The organism is Streptomyces sp. JLBT605, from assembly GCF_058215555.1.
This window is the reverse complement of sequence record NZ_CM177087.1, coordinates 5,782,793-5,803,089: the sequence shown is the minus strand read 5'-3', so window position 1 is coordinate 5,803,089 and position 20,297 is coordinate 5,782,793. Positions and strand designations below refer to the sequence as shown.

General features: G+C 73.1%; 17 protein-coding genes. 9 read left to right on the top strand and 8 right to left on the bottom strand.

What is annotated here, in order from left to right:
* Positions 1-179 precede the first annotated feature (179 nt).
* Together AC4BDD_RS25485 and AC4BDD_RS25480 are read right to left on the bottom strand one after the other, a co-directional pair.
* The gene (locus tag AC4BDD_RS25485) at positions 180-2,681 is read right to left on the bottom strand and encodes a glycoside hydrolase family 65 protein (RefSeq protein ID WP_490687788.1); all 2,502 of its coding nucleotides are present in this window, start codon (positions 2,679-2,681) and stop codon (positions 180-182) included.
* Positions 2,682-2,688: 7 nt separating this feature from the next.
* Positions 2,689-3,591: a universal stress protein gene (locus AC4BDD_RS25480; protein ID WP_490687787.1), complete on the bottom strand. Its 903-nt coding sequence runs from the start codon at positions 3,589-3,591 to the stop codon at positions 2,689-2,691.
* Positions 3,592-3,858: 267 nt separating this feature from the next.
* On the opposite strand from AC4BDD_RS25480, the gene AC4BDD_RS25475 reads away from it, so the two are divergent.
* Positions 3,859-4,512 (top strand): CBS domain-containing protein, encoded by a 654-nt coding sequence (locus AC4BDD_RS25475; RefSeq protein ID WP_490687786.1) that lies wholly within the window; start codon positions 3,859-3,861, stop codon positions 4,510-4,512.
* A 15-nt stretch (positions 4,513-4,527) separates the two neighbouring features.
* Here AC4BDD_RS25475 and AC4BDD_RS25470 read toward each other — a convergent pair whose 3' ends face one another.
* Both AC4BDD_RS25470 and AC4BDD_RS25465 read right to left on the bottom strand, forming a co-directional pair.
* Positions 4,528-5,103 (bottom strand): Rv1733c family protein, encoded by a 576-nt coding sequence (locus AC4BDD_RS25470; protein ID WP_490687785.1) that lies wholly within the window; start codon positions 5,101-5,103, stop codon positions 4,528-4,530.
* Between the two features lie 106 nt (positions 5,104-5,209).
* On the bottom strand, positions 5,210-6,034 hold the full coding sequence (locus tag AC4BDD_RS25465; protein WP_490687784.1) for a universal stress protein: 825 nt from the start codon (positions 6,032-6,034) through the stop codon (positions 5,210-5,212).
* Positions 6,035-6,168: 134 nt separating this feature from the next.
* On the opposite strand from AC4BDD_RS25465, the gene AC4BDD_RS25460 reads away from it, so the two are divergent.
* The 7 genes from AC4BDD_RS25460 (at position 6,169) to AC4BDD_RS25430 (ending at position 13,333) form a co-directional block, all read left to right on the top strand.
* Positions 6,169-7,053, top strand: coding sequence for a universal stress protein (locus tag AC4BDD_RS25460; protein ID WP_490687783.1), 885 nt, complete (start codon positions 6,169-6,171; stop codon positions 7,051-7,053).
* 49 nt (positions 7,054-7,102) lie between these two features.
* Positions 7,103-8,905, top strand: a complete 1,803-nt coding sequence (gene acsA / locus AC4BDD_RS25455; protein ID WP_490687782.1) for an acetate--CoA ligase — start codon at positions 7,103-7,105, stop codon at positions 8,903-8,905.
* Positions 8,902-9,948: a pyruvate dehydrogenase (acetyl-transferring) E1 component subunit alpha gene (gene pdhA, locus AC4BDD_RS25450; protein WP_490687781.1), complete on the top strand. Its 1,047-nt coding sequence runs from the start codon at positions 8,902-8,904 to the stop codon at positions 9,946-9,948. The genes acsA and pdhA overlap by 4 nt, the downstream gene beginning before the upstream one ends.
* Positions 9,945-10,946: an alpha-ketoacid dehydrogenase subunit beta gene (locus tag AC4BDD_RS25445; RefSeq protein WP_490687780.1), complete on the top strand. Its 1,002-nt coding sequence runs from the start codon at positions 9,945-9,947 to the stop codon at positions 10,944-10,946. Before pdhA ends, AC4BDD_RS25445 begins: the two co-directional genes overlap by 4 nt.
* A 2-nt stretch (positions 10,947-10,948) precedes the next feature.
* Positions 10,949-12,265 carry a dihydrolipoamide acetyltransferase family protein gene (locus AC4BDD_RS25440; RefSeq protein WP_490687779.1) on the top strand — a complete coding sequence of 439 codons (1,317 nt, stop codon included), beginning with the start codon at positions 10,949-10,951 and terminating at the stop codon, positions 12,263-12,265.
* Positions 12,262-12,507 (top strand): acyl carrier protein, encoded by a 246-nt coding sequence (locus tag AC4BDD_RS25435; RefSeq protein WP_490687778.1) that lies wholly within the window; start codon positions 12,262-12,264, stop codon positions 12,505-12,507. Before AC4BDD_RS25440 ends, AC4BDD_RS25435 begins: the two co-directional genes overlap by 4 nt.
* Before the next feature lie 172 nt (positions 12,508-12,679).
* Positions 12,680-13,333 carry a fused DSP-PTPase phosphatase/NAD kinase-like protein gene (locus AC4BDD_RS25430; RefSeq protein WP_490687777.1) on the top strand — a complete coding sequence of 218 codons (654 nt, stop codon included), beginning with the start codon at positions 12,680-12,682 and terminating at the stop codon, positions 13,331-13,333.
* A 69-nt stretch (positions 13,334-13,402) separates the two neighbouring features.
* On the opposite strand, the gene hypE is transcribed toward AC4BDD_RS25430, so the two are convergent.
* Genes hypE through hypF form a run of 4 tightly spaced genes read right to left on the bottom strand, consistent with a single transcriptional unit; the run spans position 13,403 to position 18,333 of the window.
* Positions 13,403-14,470 (bottom strand): hydrogenase expression/formation protein HypE, encoded by a 1,068-nt coding sequence (gene hypE, locus AC4BDD_RS25425; protein ID WP_490687776.1) that lies wholly within the window; start codon positions 14,468-14,470, stop codon positions 13,403-13,405.
* Complete coding sequence (gene hypD / locus AC4BDD_RS25420) at positions 14,463-15,632, bottom strand: hydrogenase formation protein HypD (protein ID WP_490687775.1); 1,170 nt, start codon at positions 15,630-15,632, stop codon at positions 14,463-14,465. Before hypD ends, hypE begins: the two co-directional genes overlap by 8 nt.
* Positions 15,629-15,946, bottom strand: a complete 318-nt coding sequence (locus AC4BDD_RS25415; protein WP_490687774.1) for a HypC/HybG/HupF family hydrogenase formation chaperone — start codon at positions 15,944-15,946, stop codon at positions 15,629-15,631. Before AC4BDD_RS25415 ends, hypD begins: the two co-directional genes overlap by 4 nt.
* Positions 15,916-18,333 carry a carbamoyltransferase HypF gene (gene hypF, locus AC4BDD_RS25410; protein WP_490687773.1) on the bottom strand — a complete coding sequence of 806 codons (2,418 nt, stop codon included), beginning with the start codon at positions 18,331-18,333 and terminating at the stop codon, positions 15,916-15,918. Before hypF ends, AC4BDD_RS25415 begins: the two co-directional genes overlap by 31 nt.
* Positions 18,334-18,594: 261 nt before the next feature.
* On the opposite strand from hypF, the gene AC4BDD_RS25405 reads away from it, so the two are divergent.
* Positions 18,595-20,283, top strand: coding sequence for an enoyl-CoA hydratase-related protein (locus AC4BDD_RS25405; protein WP_490687772.1), 1,689 nt, complete (start codon positions 18,595-18,597; stop codon positions 20,281-20,283).
* Positions 20,284-20,297 lie beyond the last annotated feature (14 nt).

Sequence of the window (20,297 nt, the reverse complement as noted above, 5' to 3'; positions counted from 1 at the left end):
TTCAACGTCTCTTTCTTCAGGGGAGCAGACCGGCCACCGGCCCGCCAGCGCAGAGCCGAGGGAGCACAGTTGCCCGGGAGGAGAACAGGGCGGAAGGCACCCGTGGTGTCAGCCTCCACGACCGGGGCACGGTCACGGCCGTCGGGCAGCGTGCGACGGTTCGACGGGGGCCGAACGAGCTACTCACTCCCATCCGGGACATCCGCCCCGGACGGGAGGGCCGAGGACGATTTCCTGGGCAGTGCGAGGGAGCAGGTCTCCCCCGGTGCGACGGTCACGGCCCGGTCAGGCAGTACCACGCGGATCGGTGACTCCTCGGACGCGGGGACGCTGATGCTCAGTTCGTCGCCCCGCAATTGGACGCCGACGCCCCAATGACCGTGGCAGTGAAGCGAGTAGCCGAAGGTGGAGAGTTCCGGGAGCGGAGCCGGGTCCAGCCGCAGGGCGCCGTCGCGGGTCTCCAGTCCGGTCAGCCCTCGCTGTACGAGGTCGAGGGTGCCCGCCATGGCGCCCAGGTGAATGCCCTCCCCGGTCGTGCCGCCCTGTACGTCCGCCACGTCGCCTTCCAGGGCCTCCCGCACGAACCGCCAGGCGTCACCGCGTCGGGATCGGGCCAGTACCCAGCCGTGGACCAGCCCGCTGAGGGTGGAGCCGTGGCTGGTGCGGCGCAGGTAGTAGTCGACCGTCTCTCGCCAGATGTCGTCGTCCAGGTGGTAGCCGAGCCGTTCGAACAGGTCGGCGAGTTCCGCGGGTGGGAACAGGTACCCGAGCATGAGGACGTCGGCCTGTTTGGAGGCCCGGTAGCGGTTGACGGTGTCGCCTTCGGCTTCCAGGATCCGGTCCAGCCGCCGGGTGTCCCCGTAACCCTCTTGGTAGCGCCGCCAGTCCAGTTCGGCCAGGTTCTCGTAGCCGGCGAACTGGCTGATGACGCCGTGGTGGAACGGCACCTTCAGCCGTCGCGAGACGTCCTCCCAGCGTCGTAGCTCCTCGCCGTCGATCCCGTCCCTCTCGAACAGGTCCCGCCGCCGCCATTCCGGCAGGCTCCCGGCAAGGTCCAGAGCGCGGGCAAGGACCCAGGCGGCGGTGACGTTGGTGTAGGCGTTGTCGTCCAGGCCGGGCTGGGCGGCGTCCGGGTAGCTGTCGTGGTACTCGTCGGGGCCCATCACGCCGCGGATGGAGTAGCGGTCGGCTCCCGGGTCCCAGGCCGCGCTGTCGCTCCAGAAGCGGGCGATCTGGAGCAGCATCTCCGCGCCCTTGGTCTGCCGGAACTCGGTATCGCCGGTCGCCTCGCAGTACTGCCACACGTTGTAGGCGACGGCGGACCCGACGTGGCGCTGGAGCCGGGAGTGATCCGGCAGCCAGCGGCCCGACCGCGGGTTCAGGTGAAGGGTCTGGGCCTCCTCCCGGCCGTCGCTGCCGCTCTGCCAGGGGTACATGGCACCCGCCCGGCCCAATTGGGCCGCGGCGCGGCACGCCTGCGGCAGCCTGCGGTGGCGGTAGGACAGCAGCGCGCGGGAGACCTCCGGGAGGTGCAGGTTCAGATACGGCAGGACGAACAGCTCGTCCCAGAAGACGTGGCCGCGGTACGCCTCGCCGTGCAGCCCGCGCGCGGGGACGCCGGCGTCGAGTTCGGCGGTGTGCGGGGAGAGCGTCTGCAGGACGTGGAACAGGTGCAGGCGCAGGATACGGCCCGCCTCCCCCGGCACCCGGACCTCCGCCCGGCGCCACAGCCTGGCCCACGCGGCGGTGTGCGAGGCGAGGAGCGTGGGGAAGTCCCGCGCCGCGGCCACGCGGTCGAGTGCCGCCCCGAGCGGATCGCTGATGGCCGGGTCGCGGGTGCAGTGCACCGCCACGGTCTTCTCCACGACCGCCGGCCAGTCCGGCCCGATCGGCAGGACGAGCTGGTGGGTGACGTGCCGCCGGGCCGGGTGGAGATGTGCGGAGACCGGGGACGCTCCCCCAGGGCCTCCGGCCGGGGAGCTGCCCCCGGGGACCCGCGTGCGGGCGGCCATGGCGACGCCTATGTCGGAGGTGCTGGTGCGGCACCGCAGCCAGGTCGTGTCCGGCTCCGCGACGCCAGTCTGCCGTCGCGTCAGGTGGCTGCGGTTCAGGGCCCGGTACCGGTGCACGTTGCCGTTGATCACCTCGCCGTCGAGGCCGGACTCCACCTCGACCTCGCCCGACCACTCGACGGGGGTGATGACGGTCCGCAGCGCGCCCAAGTGCGGGTCCTCCATGTGGACCAGCCGGCACTGCTCCACATCGACCGGCCCCGCCACCCGGTCCCGGAACCGGAGGTGCCGGGTGAGGGTGCCCGCACGCAGGTCGAGAGTCTGCTCGTACCGGATCAGGTCGGCGCGATCCGGGGTGAACCAGGGCCCGGTCCCGCCGTCCGGGGAGCGCGTGCGGAAGCGCAGGCCGAGCCAGTTCGGCAGGTTGACCATGTCCTCGTTCTCCACCTGCCGGCCCGCCACGGTCGAGGTGAGGCGGTTGTAGCAGCCGGCGAGGTAGGTCGCCGGATAGTGCACCAGCCCGGCCGAGCACTCGGCGACAGCGCCCCGGGTGGCGAAGTAGCCGTTGCCCAGCGTGCACAGGGATTCACGCAGCCGCTCCTGGCCGGGGTCGTAGCCCTCGTACCTCCAGTGCCAGCCGTCCTCGTAGCCACCGCTCGTCTCCGGCATGCGGCACTCACGTCCGCTGGGCGACGACCGCGACGGGGCAGTCGGCATGGTGCAGGAGGACGTTGTCGACCCGTCCGAGTTGGAGCCCGAGGTGACCGTGTCGCCGTCTGGCACCGACGACCAGCAGGTCGGCGCCGGCCGACGCGTCCAGGAGGACCTTGTGCGCGGGCCCCTCGATGACGTGGCGGCGCAGTTCCACCTGGCGGTGAGCTGCTTCGGCCGCGCGCAGGGCCTCGGTCAAGGCGGCCGAGGCGGCTTCCTCGTGGGCCTGCCCGGACTCGTCGACGATCAGCGGCTCTCCGGGCCGGTGATCGGCGGGATGCCGCCAGGCGCGTACGGCGTCGAGGGCGCAGCCGCGGACCTCGGCCTCGCGGAAGGCGAAGCGCACGGCCGCCGAATCCTCGTCGGGATCGCCGACACCGAGAACCACCCTCCCCCGGACTCCACCCGGGAGCTGCCCTCGGGCCTCGCCCCGTCGGTTCTGTTCCGACCCGCGCACCACAACGACGGGGCAGACGGCACGGGCCGCCACGGAGAGTCCCACCGAGCCCAGGAGCAGCCCGGCGATGCCGCCCCGCCCTCGGGCGCCGGTGACGAGCGCGAACGCGGTATGTCCCGCGTGCAGGAGTGCGCTGACGGGGTCCTCGGGCAGGATGTCGGCCGAGACCCGCACCTGGGGGGCGCGGCTCCGGGCGCGCTCCGCGGAGGCGGCCGCGATGTGCTCGGCCATCACCTGTTCGCTGGGCCGGTCGGTGGCGAAGGAGGGGCGGACTCCCTCGTACCGCTCCCACAGCGAAGCGTGGATCACGCGCAGCGGCAGCCGGTGGCGGACCGCCTCATCCGTCGCCCAGTCCAGTGCGTGCAGGCTGGAGTCCGATCCGTCGACACCGACGACCAGGGGCCGCTCCATCGTCCCACCGCCTTTCCGTGGCGTATCCAGGGCCGGGTACCCGTGACAGTGCCCCTCTACCACCCTGTGCTGCCGCGTGTGGCGTCCGCGGCGGCCGCGCGTATCTTCGAAGGAGGCGGCCCTTCCCAGACGGCAAGGCGCGCCGGTCGAGCTGGTCGTACGGCTCGTCCAGGCCGTGGAGGGCGTCGTGGACGTGGACTCTCGGCTGACGCACGCACCACTGTCCGAGGGCTTCGGAACGGCAGTGGCCTCGCGAAGGGAACGGAGATGCACCACCGCACGGTCGGCGAGCTCATGACCCGGGCGGTCGTCCGGGCCCGGCCCCAGATGTCCTTCAAGGAAGTCGCCCGGCTGCTCGCCGAGAACAACGTCACCGCGGTACCCGTCGTGGACGACCTGGACCGTCCGGTGGGAGTGATCTCCGAAGCCGACCTGCTGCGCAAGGCGGCGGATCAGCCGGACACCTCCGGGCGGGTGCCGATCCCGCACCTCGAGGCGTGGGAGCGGGCGCAGGCGGAGGGCGCCCGGGCGGAGGAGATCATGTCGGCTCCGGCCGTGTGCGCGCGTCCGGAGTGGACCGTGGTGGAGGCGGCACGGCTGATGGAGGTTCAGAACGTCAAGCGGCTGCCCGTGGTGGACGAGGCCGACCGGCTGCTGGGCATCGTCAGCCGCGCTGATCTGCTGCGGGTCTTCCTGCGCAGGGACGACGCCATCCGTGAGGAGATCGAGGGCGACCTGCTGCGGCACACCATGCGGCTGGCGCCTTCGGAGGTGACCGTGGAGGTGAAGGACGGTGAGGTCACGCTGGGTGGATCGGTCGACGTCAGGAGTCTGATCCCAGTCATCGTCCAGCTGTGCCGGAGGGTCGACGGGGTGGTGTCCGTCAGGGACTACATCGCTTACGCGAGGGACGACAGGTAGGTCCTCCGCGCAGGCTCAACCCGGCAACCGCCGGGACCAGACGGGCTCCAGCTCGTCCCACTCCTTCTCCCACTGCGCGTACCGGCGGCGGTCCAGCGCCCACCGCATGGCCGCCCGCGCCCCCCATACCGCCGTGGCGCCGACCGCCGCGGTCATGGCTCCGGCCATCCAGCCGGTCGACACGGCCGACGTGGCTGCCAGCGGCTCCTCGGTGAGCCTCCCGGACCGGTCGACCCAGATGCGCACGGCCTCGCCCTTCTCGGTGCCCGGCACCACCTCGGCCACACCCGTGCGGCGCGCGCCGCCAGGCTCGGTCCACCGCACCTGTGCCCGTCGCAGATCCTCTCCGGAGCTGCCGGCGGCAGCGCCGCGGGTGTCCTCGGTCAGGCGCGCGGTGACCTGGTGCCGCTCCGCCGCTTGGGAGCGCGCGGTGTGCAGTTGGGAGGTGTAGGCGGCCGACCCCGCGACGAACGCGAGGACCGGCACGACAAGCAGGAGCAGCGCCATCGACAGTCTGTTGAGCCACAGCTGGACGACGTCGGACGACCGCCTCGGATCGGCTCGCGGGTTCAGTGGAGCTGGCGTCTTCATGGTCGGCCTCCCAGAAGATCCGACTCGATCCCGCACCCACCGTCGAACGCCGGGGCCGGCACGGTCACTGGGCCGAAGGTCCCTATGGCACGGCCCACCGGTCCGGTCATATCTGCGGGACGACGGCGATCGGGCACGGTGCGTGGTGCAGGACAGCATGGTTGACCAGGCCCAGCTGGAGACCGAAGTGACCGACTCGCCGACGGGCGCCCACCACGAGCAGATCAGCCGTGGCCGATGCCTCCAGCAGCGCCTGCCGCGCCGTCCCGTCGGTCACCCTGCACTCCAATGCCACCTGGGGGTATCGCCGCGCCGGGCCGCGCAGGGCGTCGTCGAGGACCGCGGCGGGCGGGCGGCGGGGGTCGAGTCCGTATCCGGACAGGGAGAGCTGGGGGACGGCGTTCATGACCGGCTCACGGCCGGCGTGGACCGCCACCAGGGCGCTGCGGCGGACATGGGCCTCTCGGTAGGCGAAATCCGCCGCGGTGCCGCTGCCTTCCCCGTCCTCGATGCCCACGACGACGGTTCGGAAGCGGCCGCCGCGGTGCAGCGGTCCGCCGCGTACCACGACCACCGGGCAGTCGGCACGCCCGGCGACGGCCAGGCTCACCGAGCCGAGCAGCAGCCCCGCGAGATTTCCGAGCCCCCGCGATCCGAGGACGACGGCGAACGCGTTGCGGCCCTGCTCAGCCAGGGCGGTGGCGGGGTCCTCGCCGCGTACGACGTCCGGGACCACCGTCACCGACGGAGCACGGCTTTGTGCCCGGGCCGCGACGAAAGCGATCATCCGTTCCCCGGCGGTGTCATCCGGGGCCGCGACATGGACCAGGCGCAATGGCACCGCGTGACGGCCGGCCTCCTCAGCGGCCCAGTCCACGGCCTGCAGGCTTGCTTCCGACCCGTCGACACCGACGATCAGGGGCATGGACACGGCTCGCGCCTCCTTGCCTCCGCTCTTCCTCTGCCATCAAATTATTCCGGATATATGACCGGATAGGACCGGATTGCCTATTTACGGGTACCTCTGTAGGTAGTCGGCTCCCTGATGCCACGGAGGCCATAGCCATGGAGGATGTCGTCACCGTAGGTCTCGACGGCTCGGCCGAGAGCCTGGCCGCCGCCCGCTGGGCAGCGCGGGAGGCCGAACGTCGCCACCTCACCCTGCGGCTGCTGCACGCCTGGATCCTGCTGGCCGCCGAACCACCAGACGTCCCTTCGGAGAGAGACCAGAACTACTGGGCGGAACGGATCGTGCACGATGCGGCGAAGGAGCTGCACCAGCGCCACCCCGATCTGCCCATCGTCGAGGAACTGGCCGCCGAGGAAGCCCCGCGAGCCCTGCTCAACGCCGCCTCGCGCTCCCACTTGCTCGTCCTGGGATCACGCGGCCTCAGGACCCTCGAGAGCTTCTTCCTGGGGGACACCAGCCTCTACGTCACAGCCCGCGCCGACCAGCCCGTCGTCCTGGTCCGCGCGGAACAGGGGGCAGCGGCGGAAGGCGGGGAAGCCGGAGCCGCCACGGCGCGGGCCCCGGTGGTGGTCGGGCTGAGCCTGCACGGCCCCTGCGACCGCCTCCTGGAGTTCGCCTTCGTCAGCGCCGCCGGACGCGAGGCCCCGCTCCATGCCGTCTACGGCACAAACCTGCCAGTCACCGCCTACGCGCCCTGGGGCGTGGACCCCGAGGTTGCTCATGAGTTCCGGGAACGGTCCCGGAAGCAGCTGGTCGAGGCCCTGCGCCCGTGGCGGGACCGGTTCTCCTCGGTGGAGGTGACCGAGTCCGTCCGCCTGGAGAGCCCCGCACGCGCCCTGCTGCGGGCCGCCGGAGAAGCCCGGCTGCTGGCCATCGGACGGCGGCTGCACCGCCCGCCGGCGGCGCCTCACCTCGGACCCGTCGCCCATGCGGCGGTCCACCACGCCGTGTGCCCGGTCGCCGTTGTGCCGCACGAATGAACCCAATGGCCGGGCCACCGGCGGAGAGGGCGGCGAGGAAGGGAACGCCATGTGGGAGCAGATCCGCAAGGACCGGGCACCGCGCGTCGCGCCGAACCTCGCGGACTACGACCGGGCACGGGCGGAGTTCTCCTGGGCCAAGGCGCGGGCCGCGCTGTCCGGGCTGCCCGGCGGCGGGCTGAACATCGCGTACGAGGCCGTCGACCGCCACGCGGCCTCGGACCGGGCCGAGAAGGTCGCACTGGCCTGCATCGCCCGGGACGACTCCGTCACCACCGTCAACTACGCCCGACTCGCCCGGCTGACCGCGCGCTTCGGAGGCGTCCTGCGCTCCCTCGGCATCGGTCGGGGAGACCGGGTGTTCACTCTCCTCGGCCGCTGCCCGGAGCTCTACACCACGGTGCTGGGAACGCTGAAGAACACCAGCGTGCTCTGCCCGCTGTTCTCCGCCTTCGGCCCGGACCCGGTCGAGCAGCGGCTCCGGCTCGGCGACGCGCGCGTCCTGGTGACCACAGCCGACCTGTACCGACGGAAGGTCGCGGACCGCCGGGCGTCCCTTCCCTGCCTTGAGCACGTACTCATCGTGGGGCCGGGGGCCGATGAACTTCCCGGCACCGCATCCTTCGACGCGCTGCTGGCCGACGCCCCGGAGACGTACGCCATCCCGCCGACCAGGCCGGAGGACCTGGCCCTGCTGCACTTCACCAGCGGCACCACCGGAGCCCCCAAGGGAGCGCTCCACGTGCACGACGCGGTCGTGGCCCATCACGCCACGGCCGCGTCCGCACTCGATCTCCACCCCGAGGACGTCTACTGGTGCACCGCCGACCCGGGCTGGGTCACCGGCATGTCCTACGGCGTCATCGCGCCGCTCGTCCACGGCGTGACGCTGGTAGTCGACGAGGGCGACTACGACGCCCGGCGCTGGTACCGGATCCTCGCCGAGCAGCGGGTGAGCGTCTGGTACACCGCGCCGACGGCGGTAAGGATGCTGATGCGAGCCACCCCACGGCAGGGACCGCACGACCTGCCGGCCGCCTATGACCTGTCCGCGCTGCGCTTCATCGCCTCCGTCGGCGAACCGCTCAACCCCGAGGCCGTGGTGTGGGGCCGGGATGTGCTGGGGCTACCCATCCACGACAATTGGTGGCAGACGGAGACCGGCTGCATCATGATCGCGAACTTCGCCGCCTGTGAGATCCGGCCCGGCTCGATGGGCCGGCCGCTGCCGGGTGTCGACGCGGCGGTGCTGGAGCGCGGAGAAGACGGCCGGGCCCGGGTCAAGAACGGCCGGGTGAACGTGCTGGAGGAGCCGGGCGTCGAGGGCGAGCTGGCGCTGCGGCCGGGATGGCCGTCGATGTTCCGCGGCTATCTGCACGCGCCGGACCGGTACGAGGCGGCGTTCGCCGATGGCTGGTATCTGACGGGTGACCTGGTCAGACGGGACGCGGACGGCTGGTTCTGGTTCGTCGGGCGGGCCGATGACGTGATCAAGTCCGCCGGCCACCTGATCGGGCCGTTCGAGGTGGAGAGCGCGCTGATGGAGCATCCGGCGGTCGCCGAGGCAGGCGTGATCGGGCGCCCGGATCCGGTCGCGGGGAACATCGTCAAGGCGTTCGTATCACTGCGGCCCGGCGTCGAACCGACGGCGGCCGTGGAGCGTGAGCTGCTGGCATTCGCGCGGCGCAGGCTCGGCCCCGCCGTCGCGCCCCGGGAGATCGTTTTCGACCAGAACCTGCCCAAGACGCGCAGCGGCAAGGTCATGCGGCGCCTGCTGCGCGCTCGTGAGCTGGGTCTGCCCACCGGCGACCTGTCCACCCTGGAGAGGCCGGCGCAGGAGGAATCGGCATGACTCCCGCACGCGGTACCCGTACGAGCGCGGCTCCGAGGACGGCACGGGCCCCGAAGGCGGTTGCCGGCCGCGACGGCGCCACGCACCGGGAGGACCTGCTGCTGTCGATGCTCCGTATCCGCCGGTTCGAGGAGCGCTGTGTCGAGCTGTACAGCGCGGCGGTCATCCGTGGCTTCGTCCATCTCTACATCGGTGAGGAGGCCGTGGCCGTCGGCGTCAACGAGGCGCTCGCGCCGCAGGACGCGGTGGTCTCCACCTACCGCGAGCACGGCCACGCCCTCGCCCGCGGCATCTCCGCCGCGGCCGTCATGGCGGAGATGTACGGCAAGTCCACCGGATGCAGCGGTGGGCGCGGCGGCTCCATGCACCTGTTCGACGCAAGCCGGCGCTTCTACGGCGGCAACGCGATCGTCGCCGGCGGGCTGCCGCTGGCCGCCGGGCTGGCCCTGGCCGACCGGATGCGCGGGGAGTCCCGCGTCACCTGCTGCTTCTTCGGAGACGGGGCGTTCGCCGAGGGCGAGTTCCACGAGACGGCGAACCTCGCCGCCCTGTGGCACCTGCCGCTCCTGCTCGTCTGCGAGAACAATCTGTACGCCATGGGGACCGCGCTGGCCCGGCACCAGGCCCAGACCGATCTCGCGCTGCGCGCCTCGTCCTACGGGCTGGCAGCCTGGCCGGTGGACGGCATGGACGTGGAGGCGGTGGAGAGTGCCGCCCGCCGGGCCACAGAGAACATCAGGCATGGCGCCGGCCCGCACTTCCTCGAAGCGCGCACCTACCGCTTCCGGGCCCATTCGATGTACGACCCCGACCGCTACCGCGAGAAGACGGAGATCGAACGGTGGAAGGCCAGGGACCCGATCTCGCGACTCAGGGAGCGAATGAGCGCGGACGGCGCGCTGACACCCGAGGAATCCGACCGGATCCAGCGGCGGGTGGACGAGGAGATCGACGCCGCGGTCAAGGCGGCCGAGCAGGCGCCGGAGGAACCCGTCGAGGGTCTGCTGCGGCACGTCACGAGCGCTGCCCCGGAGGGGACATGACGGCGCGGACCAGCCTGCCGGAGAAGCGGCGTACGACGTATCGCGAGGCGATGCGGGAAGCGATCCGCGAGGCGCTGGGCGCCGACGAGCGCGTCTTCCTGATGGGTGAGGATGTGGGGCACTACGGCGGGTGCTTCGGCGTCAGCCTCGGTCTGCTGGAGGAATTCGGCCCGGAGCGGGTCCGGGACACCCCGCTGTCGGAGTCCGCGTTCGTCGGTGCGGGCATCGGGGCCGCCCTGTCCGGGATGCGGCCGATCGTGGAGATCATGACGGTCAACTTCAGCCTCCTCGCCCTCGACCAGATCCTCAACAACGCGGCCACCCTGCTGCACATGTCGGGCGGCCAGCTGCCCGTCCCGCTGGTGATCCGCATGACCACGGGCGCCGGCCGCCAGCTCGCGGCGCAGCACTCGCACAGCCTCGAAGGCTGGTACGCGCACATCCCCGGCATCCGGGTCGTCGCCCCGGCGACGGTCGAGGACGCACGGCACATGCTCGCCCCAGCGCTGGCCGACCCCGACCCGGTCCTGATCTTCGAGCACGGCAGCCTCTACAACGCCGAAGGCGAACTGGTGTCCCACAGCGAACCGGTGGACCTCGACCACGCCGAGGTCCGCAGGCCGGGGATGGACGTCTCCCTGATCACCTACGGTGGTTCGCTGCCGAAGGCGCTGGCGGCGGCGGACCAGTTGAGCGGGGAGGGCATCGAGGCGGAGGTGATCGACCTGCGGACGCTGCGGCCGCTCGATGAGCCGACGATCGCCGCCTCCGTCGCCCGTACCCATCGCGCGGTCGTCATCGACGAGGGCTGGCGCACCGGCAGTCTGGCCGCCGAGGTCTCGGCCCGGATCGCGGAGGGCTCCTTCTACGAGCTGGACGCGCCGGTCGAGCGCGTGTGCAGCGCGGAAGTGCCCATCCCCTACGCCCGCCGCCTGGAGGAGGCCGCCCTGCCGCAGACCGCCGGCATCGTCGCCGCCGCGCACCGGACGGTGGACTGACCATGGCCGAGTTCACGATGCCCTCGCTGGGCGCGGACATGGACGAGGGGACGCTGCTGGAATGGCTGGTCCGGACTGGTGACAAGGTCCGCAGAGGGGACGTGGTCGCGGTCGTGGAGACGGCGAAGTCCACCATCGAGGTGGAGTGCTTCGCCACGGGGACGGTGGCGCGGCTCCTGGTCGAGCCGGGTACGACGGTCCCGGTCGGCACCCCGCTGGCGGAGATCCAAACGGCGGCCGAGGAACCCAGCGAGATCCCCGCGGCATCGCTCGCGGAGGCCCGGGCGCCTGCCGGCCCCGCCGCTTCTGCCGAGCGCGCCCGAGCGCATGCCGAAGCGGGTCCGCTGGTCCGGCACCTCGCGGAGCGCCGTGGCGTGGACCTGGAGAGACTGCGCGGCTCCGGGCCCGGAGGCAGGGTCGTCCGCGCCGACATCGAACGGCCCGCGGCCGCTGGTGGCGAGCGACGCCGGGCGCGCGTCACCCCGTACGCCCGGCGGCTCGCCGCCGAGATGGGTGTCGAGCTCACCGGCGTGCGCGGGACCGGCGGGGACGGCGCCATCCGCGCCGCCGACGTGCGCGGCGCGGCGGAGGCCACGACGGCCGGGGCCGGGACGGAGAAGGCACGGGCGCCCCGGGCAGCTCCCGAGGAGGACCGCGCGGCAGGGATGCGCCGGGCGATCGCCGGTCTGATGAGCCGCGCCAACCGCGAGATCCCGCACTACTACCTGTCCACCCCGGTCGACATGGCTGCGGCGATGGACTGGCTCCACGACCACAACCGCCGCCACCCGGTGGGCGAGCGCCTGCTCCCGGCGTCCCTCTTGCTGAAGGCGGCGGCCCGCGCCGCCCGGGAGGTTCCCCAGCTCAACGGCTTCTGGGTGGACGACCGCTTCACCCCGGGTGACGGGGTGCACCTGGGCGTCGCCGTCTCGCTGCGCGGCGGCGGGCTCATCGTCCCGACCGTGCGGGACGCGGACGCCTTGGCGCTCCCGGAGCTGATGGCCCGGCTCAAGGACCTGGTGACCCGGGCCCGCGGCGGCAGGCTCCGCGGTTCCGAGGTCGCCGCGGCCACGATCACCGTCACCAACCTCGGCGACCAGGGCGTGGAGACGGTGCTGGGCGTGATCTATCCCCCGCAGGTGGCACTGGTGGGCTTCGGAAAGGTCGTCGAGCGCCCGTGCGCGGTCAGCGGCCTCATCGGGGTACGGCCCCAGGTCACCGCGACTCTCTCCGCCGACCATCGGGCGACCGACGGTGCCGTGGGAGCACGCTATCTGACGGCCGTGGATCGCCTGCTCCAGCATCCGGAGGAGCTATGAACCGTGCCGAAGCGCTGGACGCGGTGAAGGAATCCCTCGCCGAGGTCGTGCCAGGCGCGGACCTCGCGGCACTGGGGCCGGACGAGATGTTCCGGGACGCCCTGGAACTCGACTCGCTGGACTTCCTGCGCTTCATCGAGGTCCTCGGCGAACGCACCGGAATCCGTGTCGACGACGAGGACACCCCCCGCCTCACCACCCTGTCGGGCTCCGCGGACTTCCTCGTCGCCCGCACGCGGTGACCATCGGGAATCCTCCGCGGACGCCCGGCGTTGTCAAGGGTGACAGGCTGGACTCACGGCATCGATACTCGCTCCACCGCCGGTGATTCTCGTGTATGGCCAAACCTTCGGCCCGAACCCCTTCACCCCTTCCTGGAACATCCCCAGAGCAGTCAGGCCGCCCACCTCACGTGTGCGGAAGATCGTCCGGCGGACCGTCGTCATGGTGCTCGTGGGCGCCCTCAGCTACGCCGTGTTCTGGCTGGTGGCGTTCCTCGGCATCCTCGGCGCGCACGCGTGGGCCGCGTCCCACACCGTCGGCGCCTCGGGGCTGACGATCGCCGGCATCAGTCACGTCAAGCAGGTCGACAGCCGCTTGTGGCGCGGCTCCGCCCCCGGCGACCGGGGCTACCGCGCGCTCGCCGCCATGGGCGTGCGCACCGTCGTCGACCTGCGCGCCGAACACCTCTCGCCCCAGGAGCGCGCTCGTCCCGCGCAGGCCGGCCTCGCGCTCGTGTCCCTCCCCATCCGCGACGGGCAGACCCCCACGTCCGCCCAGGTGGACACCCTTCTGCGGACCGTGCGCGCCTCCGACGCCCCGGTCTTCGTGCACTGCGGCGCCGGTGTCGGCCGGACCGGCTCCATGACCGCCGCCTACCTCCTGCGCACCGGCGAGGCCACGACCGCGCAAGCCGCCAAGAGCACACTCGCCGTCGGTCCGCCGTCCATCGAGCAGATCTACTACGTCCTCACCCCGGACGACGGCCAGACCCGGCAACCGCCGCTCCTCGTGCAGATCGCCAGCCGCGTCCTCGACGCACCGCGGCGCATCGCCGCGTCCCTGTAACGGACCACCCGTGCGAAGGCGTGGGGCGCCGCGCCTCGATCTGACCGCCCCACAGCCCGACGCCGTCGCTCAGCAGATGCGGGGCAGTTGCTCGCCCAGCGGCAGGTCCACGACGCGCGTGCCGCCCAGAGGGGTCCGTACGACGACCATCCCCGGATGGTCGGCCACGCACTCGCCGATCACGGCCGCGCCCGCGCCGTGCGGGTGCGCCCGCATAGCCTCCAGGACGGGGTCCGCCTCCCGGCGGGGTACGAAGGCCACCAGTCGGCCCTCGTTGGCGACGTACAGCGGGTCGAGTCCGAGGAACCCGCAGGCACCGGCGACGGCGTCGGGGACCGGCAGGGCGCTCTCGGTCAGCACGACCCCGGTGCCGGAGGCGGTGGCGATCTCGTTCAGGGCGGCGGCGACACCGCCACGCGTGGGGTCGCGCAGCACGTGCAGGTCCAAGGTGACGGCCAGCATGGCGGCGACCAGGCCGTTCAGCGGTGCGGTGTCGCTGGCCACCTCGGCGCCGAACTCCAATCCGTCGCGGACGCTCAGGATGGCGATGCCGTGCAGGCCGATCGGTCCGCTGACGATGACGACGTCGCCCGGCACGGCCCGGCGCGGATGGATGTCCACACCGTCGGGGACCAGCCCGATGCCGGACGTGGTGAGGTAGACGCCGTCGCCGTGCCCGGCCTCCACCACCTTGGTGTCGCCCGCGGCGATCTGGACACCGGCGGCGGAGGCGGCGGCACCGACAGCCCGCGCCACCTCGTCCACGACGGACAGTTCGACGCCTTCCTCCAGGATGGCGGCGCAGGAGAGGTAGGCGGGGCGGGCGCCGCTCATCGCCAGGTCGTTGACGGTGCCGTTGACGGCCAGGTCCCCGATGCTGCCGCCGGGGAAGAACAGCGGCCGCACCACGAAGGAATCGGTGGAGAAGGCCAGCCGCTGTGTTCCCAGGGAGAGGGTGGCCGAGTCCGCCAGGCCCGCCAGGATCTCGTTGCCGTACGCGGGGGTGAAGAGCCGCCCGACCAGCTCGGCCGTCAGGGCTCCGCCTCCACCGTGCCCCATGAGGACGACCTGCTCGTCGCGCAGCGGCGCCGGGCAGGTCCAGGCCGCCGGGTCCAGGGGCGCTGTCGTGTCAGCCAACGGTGCTCGTCTCCTCGGTCGGCGCGGGCGGCACGGTCGGCACCGGCGGCTCGGCCGGAGCGGCCGCGGATGGCGCGGACAGCCTCCGGTAGAGGTAGTACGCGGCGCACGCGCCCTCGCTGGAGACCATCGTGGCTCCCAGCGGCGTCCGCGGTGTGCAGGCGGTGCCGAACGCCTGGCACTCGTCGGGCTTGAGCAGGCCCTGGAGGACCTCGCCGCTGCGGCATGCGGGCGACTCGCGGGTGGTGAGGCCGGTGACCTCGAAGCGGTGCTCGGCGTCGAAGTCCCGATAGGCGCCGGCCAGCCGCCAGCCGCTGGCGGGGATCGTGCCGATGCCGCGCCAGGAGCGGTCGGTGACCTCGAAGACCTCCTCGATCATGCGCCGGGCCGCGGGGTTGCCACCGGCGCGCACGGCCCGCGGGTAGGCGTTCTCGACCCGGTGCTCACCGCGTTCCAGTTGACGGACCGTGCGGCGGACGCCCTCCAGGATGTCCAGGGGTTCGAACCCGGTCACCACGATGGGGACGCGGTACCGCTCCGAGAGGGCGGGGTACTCGGCCGTACCCATCACGCTGCATACGTGGCCCGCCGCCAGGAACGCCTGTACCCGGCAGGCGGGCGAGTCCATGATCGCCTCGATGGCGGGCGGGACGCGCACGTGCGAGACCAGCATGCTGAAGTTGCCGATGCCCAGGCGGCGTGCCTGGTGCACCGTCATCGCGTTGGCGGGGGCGGTGGTCTCGAAGCCGATACCGAAGAAGACGACCTGCCGGTCCGGTTCGCGGCGGGCGATCCGCAGCGCGTCGAGCGGGGAGTACACCACGCGCACGTCACCGCCCCGGCTGCGGACGCCGAACAGGTCGCGGTCGGTGCCGGGCACCCGCAGCATGTCTCCGAAGGAGCAGAAGACGACACCCGGCCGGGAGGCGATTTCCAGGGCCTTGTCGATCATCTCCAGCGGGGTGACGCACACCGGGCAGCCGGGGCCGTGGATCAGCTCGATGGCCTCCGGCAGGAGCTGGTCCAGGCCGTGGCGGATGATCGAGTGGGTCTGGCCGCCGCAGACCTCCATCATCGCCCAGGGCCGGGTCACGGTGGCGTGGATGTCGTCGAGCAGCCCACGGGCCAACTCGGGGTCGTGGAACTCCTGGATGTACTTCACGCGGGGCCTTCCTCCCTCGCCGCGGGGCCTGGGCGGGACAGGCCCGCCTCCCGTGCCGCCCGCTCCCACGCGTCGCCGAACTCCTCCTCCACCAGACCGAGCTCCGCGAAGAGCCGGAGGGAGGCGCGGGCCGACTCCTCGTCCAGCCGCTGCAGGGCGAAGCCGACGTGCACGATGACGTACTCGCCGGCCCGCGCCTCGGGGACGTAGTCCAGGCACACGTCCTTGACCACGCCGCCGAAGTCGACCCGCGCCATGCGCGAGCCGTCGCGGTCCTCGGTGCTCACGACGCGGCCGGGCACGGCGAGGCACATGGCGTTCTCCGATCGTCGCTGGCTTCTGTGTGTGCGGCCACCACGAGCTGGCCCAGGGCGAGACCGCCATCGCCGGGCGGCACCTGACGGTGGCGCAGGACGGTGAAGCCGACGGCCGTCAGCCGGGCCGCGCACCCCTCGTCCAGCAGCGCGTTGGCGAAGACCCCGCCGGTGAGCGCCACCGTGCGGACCCCGGTGTCCCGTCCCAGCCGGGCGCAGATCTCGGCGACGGCGGCGGCGACCGCCCGGTGGAAGCGGGCCGCGATCAGCCCCGCGGGCGTCCCGCGCCGCAGGTCGGCGACGATCGCGCGCACCACGGGTACGGGGTCGAGCAGGGCGGCCGCCGACCCGCCGGATTCCTCCGCCGGCCGGATGGCGAAGCGGTACCCGTCCGGCCGGTCGGCCCACGCCAGAGCCGCCGCGGCCTCCAACTCGACCGCGGCCTGCGCCTCGTACTCCGCTCGGTGGCAGAGCCCCGCCAGCGAGGAGACCGCGTCGAACAGCCGCCCCATGCTGGAGGTCGGCACACAGGCCACCCTCTGCTCCAACTGACGCTCCAGCAAGCGGAGTTCCGTCGCCGAACATGCGGTCACGCAGGGCAGTTCCGGATCCCAGGGCAGGTCCGCCGCACGCAGCCACGCCAGGGCCGTCCGGCAGGGGTTGGCCACGGCCGCGTCGCCGCCGGGCAGCGGGAGGTACGCCAGGTGGGCCAGGCGCCGGTAGCCGTCGTAGTCGGCGAGGAGCACCTCGCCGCCCCAGATGGCGGCGTCGTCGCCGTACCCGGTGCCGTCGAAGGCGACGCCGATGACGGGCGTGGTGCCGTCGAGGCCGGCTTCGGCCATGACGGAGGCGACGTGCGCGTGGTGGTGCTGCACCAGCCGCAGCGGCCGGCCGGCGGCGTGGCGGCGGGCCCAGCGCGCCGAGTGGTAGCCGGGGTGCCGGTCGGCGGCGAGCAGCCCGGGGGTGACGCCGGTCAGCGCGCGCAGCCGCCGCTCGCCGTGTTCGAAGGCCCGTACGGCGACCAGGCCACCCATGTCGCCGATGTGCGGGGAGAGCCAGGCGCGGCGTTCGGCACCCAGGCACAGGGTGTTCTTGAGGTCGCCGCCGACGGCGAGTGCGGGGCGGACGGTGACCGGCAGGGCGATCGAGCGGGGGACGTAGCCGCGCGAGCGGCGCAGGACCTGCTCGCCGCCGTCGGCCGTCACCCGGACGACGGAGTCGTCGCAGGGGCTCTCGATGACGCGGTCGTGCGTCAGCCAGGCGTCGGCGATGCCGCCCAGCCGGCTCAGGGCGTCGCGGTCGTCGGTGACGATCGGTTCGCCGGAGCGGTTGCCGCTGGTCATCACGAGGATCCGGGGCCCGGCCGGGTCGCCGGGCAGCCCGAACAGCAGGTGGTGCAGCGGGGTGTAGGGCAGCAGGACGCCGATGTACGGGCTGCCGTGGCAGACGCCGGGAGCGAGTGAGGGCACCGCGCCGGGGAGATGGGGGCGCAGCAGGACGATCGGGCGGTGCGGGCCGGTGAGCGCGGCGCGTTCGGCGGGGCTGAGGCGGGCGATGCGCTCGACGCCGGGCAGGTCGGCGCACATCACGGCGAAGGGCCGGGCCGCGCGTGCCTTGCGGGCTCGGAGGGTGGCGACCGCGTGCGGGTCGGTGGCGTCGCAGGCGAGGTGGTAGCCGCCGAGGCCCTTGACGGCGAGGATCGCGCCCTGGGCGAGGAGCCGCCTGGCCTCGACGAGGGCGTGCGGACCCTGGCGCCCGGGGACCGGCCGCCCGCTGCGTGTGGTGACGAGGGTGAGCTGCGGGCCGCAGGACGGGCAGGCGATGGGCTGGGCGTGGAAGCGGCGGTCGGCGGGGTCGGCGTACTCCCCGGCGCACTGTGGGCACATGGGGAACGCCGCCATGGTGGTGGCGGCGCGGTCGTACGGCAGGGCCGTGGCGATGGTGAAGCGGGGGCCGCAGTGGGTGCAGGTGATGAACGGGTGGCGATGGCGCCGGTCGGCGGGGTCGGCCAGTTCGCGCAGGCAGTCCTCGCAGGTGGCCGTGTCGGGCGGGAGGAGGGTACGGCTCTCGCCCGGTTCGGAGGGCCGGATGGTGAAGGTATCGACGCCCAGTGGAGCCATGTCCGTGGAGACGACCTCCGTGACGCGCGCGAGCGGGGGCGCGTCCTCCGCGGCCCTTCGGCAGAACTCCGCGACTCCGGCGGGGTCCCCCTCGACCTCGACGAAGACGCCGTCCGCGTCGTTGCCCACGAACCCCGAGAGGCCCAGCTCCCCGGCCAGCCGGTGCGCGAACGGCCGGAAGCCGACACCCTGGACGACGCCGCGCACGCTCACCCGGCGCCGGATCGCGGCACCCCGCGCCCGGCTGCCCGCCAGCGTGCCCGTCATGCGGTTGCGGCGAGGACTGGGGCGATCGGCGGTCGGTGCATGGACCACAACGGTAGGCACCGGCGTTGACGCGTCTTCACAGCCAGGGCCGTGGAGGAGCCGGTTTCCCCCGCCCGGCCCACCTCGGTGCCCTCGCGCGGCCCAACCCGTGCCCGGAGGCGGCGCGTCCGGGGCGGAGCTCGGTTGCCGCTGGGCGAGCATCGGGGGCCACACGGCCCGGGCGCACGGTGCGGCCCGGCGGCATCCGACCCGGGAGGCGCCATGACCGTCCTGCTCGTCGCGAGCGCCTTCAACAGCCTGACGCAGCGCGTCTTCGCCGAACTGTCGGACCGCGGGTACGCGGTGGCCGCGGCGACGGTGGCGGGCGGCCCTTCCGTACGGGAGGCGGTGCGGCGCCACGCGCCGGACCTGGTCGTCGCGCCGATGCTCACCACCGCGATCCCCGAAGACGTCTGGTCCGCCCTGCCCTGTCTGATCGTGCACCCGGGGCCGCCCGGCGACCGGGGCCCCTCGTCGCTGGACTGGGCCGTACAGGAAGGCGTCGGCGAGTGGGGGGTCACGGTGCTCCAGGCGGAGGCGGAGATGGACGCGGGCCCGGTGTGGGCGTCGGCCGCCTTCGCTGTGCCGCCGGTCGGCAAGAGCGACCTGTACCGCGGGGAGCTCTCCGACGCCGCGCTGGAGGCGGTACTGCTCGCCGTCGAGCGCTTCGCCTCGGGGGCGTACCGGCCCCGGCCGCAGGCGGCGGAGAGCGGCGGGGCGTACCGCTCACGGCCGTCCATGCGCCAGCCCGACCGGCGGATCGACTGGGCGGCGGAGCCGACGGAGGCGGTGCTGCGGCGGCTGCGGGCCGCCGACTCCCGCCCCGGCGTGCTGGACGACTTCCTGGGCGGTACGTGGTTCCTGCACGGCGGCCACCCGGAGGAACAGCTCTCCGGGCCTCCGGGCGAGGTGGTGGCGACGCGGAACGGGGCGATCTGCCGGGCCACCGTCGACGGCGCGGTGTGGATTCCGCGGCTGCGGCCCCGGCGCCGACCGGGCGGGCCGCGCACGTACCCGCTGCCGGCCACCGCGGTGCTCGCCGGGCGGCTGCGCGACGTGCCCGAGGTGCCGTGCGGCCCGTGGCAGACCGCCAAACTCCGCACCTGGTCGGACATCTCCTACGCCGAGGAGGGGGCCGTCGGCTTCCTGCGGTTCTCCTTCCCCGGCGGGGCGATGAGCACCGAGCAGTGCCGGCGGCTGCTGGCCGCCTATTCCTTCGCCTGTTCCCGGCCGACCGACGTGGTGGTGCTCGGCGGCGGCCGCGACCTGTTCTCCAACGGCATCCACCTGGGGGTCATCGACGCGGCGGACGATCCCGCCGCCGAGTCGTGGGCCAACCTTGAGGCCATGGACGACCTGGTGGAGGCCGTCCTGAGGACGACCGACCGGCTGGTCGTCGCGGCCCTCGGCGGCAACGCGGCCGCCGGCGGAGTGATGCTGGCGCTGGCCGCCGACGAGGTGTGGTGCCGGGGCGGAGCGGTGCTCAACCCGCACTACCGGCTGATGGGCCTGTACGGGTCGGAGTTCTGGACGTACACGCTGCCGCGCCGGGTGGGGGCGGGTGCCGCCGAGCGGCTGATGCGGGAGGCGCTGCCGGTGAGCGCGGAGCGCGCCCGGCGTCTTGGGCTGGTGGACCGCGTCGTGGACTGCGGCCCGCAGGACTTCGCCGCCGCCGTCAGTCGGGCGGCTGTCCGGCTCGCCTCGGGCGGCGGGCTGCGGACGCGCATCGGCGAGAAGAAGGCCGCCCGGGAGCGAGACGAGGCGGTCCGGCAGCTGAGCGCGTACCGGGCGGCCGAGCTGGCGCGGATGCGGCGAATCTTCTTCGATCCGCGCGCGCCGTACCACGCGCTGCGGTCGGCGTTCATGACGAAGTCGCCGACGGGCTCGGCACCCGGTCCGTCCGGGATCTGAGCACCGGGGCCGGG

Excerpts from the sequence above, each read along its gene's own strand:
- AC4BDD_RS25485 (WP_490687788.1), bottom strand. The coding sequence starts at position 2,681 with ATGCCGGAGACGAGCGGTGGCTACGAGGACGGCTGGCACTGGAGGTAC.
- AC4BDD_RS25440 (WP_490687779.1), top strand. The coding sequence starts at position 10,949 with ATGGCCGAGTTCACGATGCCCTCGCTGGGCGCGGACATGGACGAGGGG.
- AC4BDD_RS25460 (WP_490687783.1), top strand. The coding sequence starts at position 6,169 with ATGGAGGATGTCGTCACCGTAGGTCTCGACGGCTCGGCCGAGAGCCTG.
- hypF (WP_490687773.1), bottom strand. The coding sequence starts at position 18,333 with ATGACGGGCACGCTGGCGGGCAGCCGGGCGCGGGGTGCCGCGATCCGG.
- AC4BDD_RS25405 (WP_490687772.1), top strand. The coding sequence starts at position 18,595 with ATGACCGTCCTGCTCGTCGCGAGCGCCTTCAACAGCCTGACGCAGCGC.
- AC4BDD_RS25470 (WP_490687785.1), bottom strand. The coding sequence starts at position 5,103 with ATGAAGACGCCAGCTCCACTGAACCCGCGAGCCGATCCGAGGCGGTCG.
- AC4BDD_RS25480 (WP_490687787.1), bottom strand. The coding sequence starts at position 3,591 with ATGGAGCGGCCCCTGGTCGTCGGTGTCGACGGATCGGACTCCAGCCTG.
- AC4BDD_RS25475 (WP_490687786.1), top strand. The coding sequence starts at position 3,859 with ATGCACCACCGCACGGTCGGCGAGCTCATGACCCGGGCGGTCGTCCGG.
- acsA (WP_490687782.1), top strand. The coding sequence starts at position 7,103 with ATGTGGGAGCAGATCCGCAAGGACCGGGCACCGCGCGTCGCGCCGAAC.
- AC4BDD_RS25415 (WP_490687774.1), bottom strand. The coding sequence starts at position 15,946 with ATGTGCCTCGCCGTGCCCGGCCGCGTCGTGAGCACCGAGGACCGCGAC.
- AC4BDD_RS25445 (WP_490687780.1), top strand. The coding sequence starts at position 9,945 with ATGACGGCGCGGACCAGCCTGCCGGAGAAGCGGCGTACGACGTATCGC.
- AC4BDD_RS25435 (WP_490687778.1), top strand. The coding sequence starts at position 12,262 with ATGAACCGTGCCGAAGCGCTGGACGCGGTGAAGGAATCCCTCGCCGAG.
- pdhA (WP_490687781.1), top strand. The coding sequence starts at position 8,902 with ATGACTCCCGCACGCGGTACCCGTACGAGCGCGGCTCCGAGGACGGCA.